This is a genomic window from Neisseria sp. P0013.S005 (genome assembly GCF_051958425.1).
Classification (GTDB): domain Bacteria; phylum Pseudomonadota; class Gammaproteobacteria; order Burkholderiales; family Neisseriaceae; genus Neisseria; species Neisseria subflava.
This window is the reverse complement of record NZ_JBQCVL010000093.1, coordinates 1-238: the sequence shown is the minus strand read 5'-3', so window position 1 is coordinate 238 and position 238 is coordinate 1. Positions and strand designations below refer to the sequence as shown.

At 61.3% G+C, this 238-nt stretch carries 1 pseudogene; it reads left to right on the top strand.

Annotated features, from left to right (window positions below):
- A pseudogene (locus ACTHTA_RS11625) lies at positions 1-218 on the top strand (phage tail protein); the annotation flags it as partial.
- Positions 219-238 lie beyond the last annotated feature (20 nt).

Here is a 238-nt window from a genome sequence, read left to right as displayed (position 1 = left end):
CTGCCGCCGCCGATTTGCCGGTGAGTGCGCAGGCAGATGCCGGTGCTGTAACGCTGACGGCCAAAAACAAGCGCTTGCCCGGCAACGAGATTGACCTGCGGCTCAATTTTTATCCGCGCGACGAGCAAACGCCAACCGGCCTCACTATAACCTCACCCCCAATGGCCGCCGCCCCGGTTAGCCCGATTTTGACGGCCGCCTTGCCGGGGCTGGGCTAAAAACAGTTTCAGTTGATGGG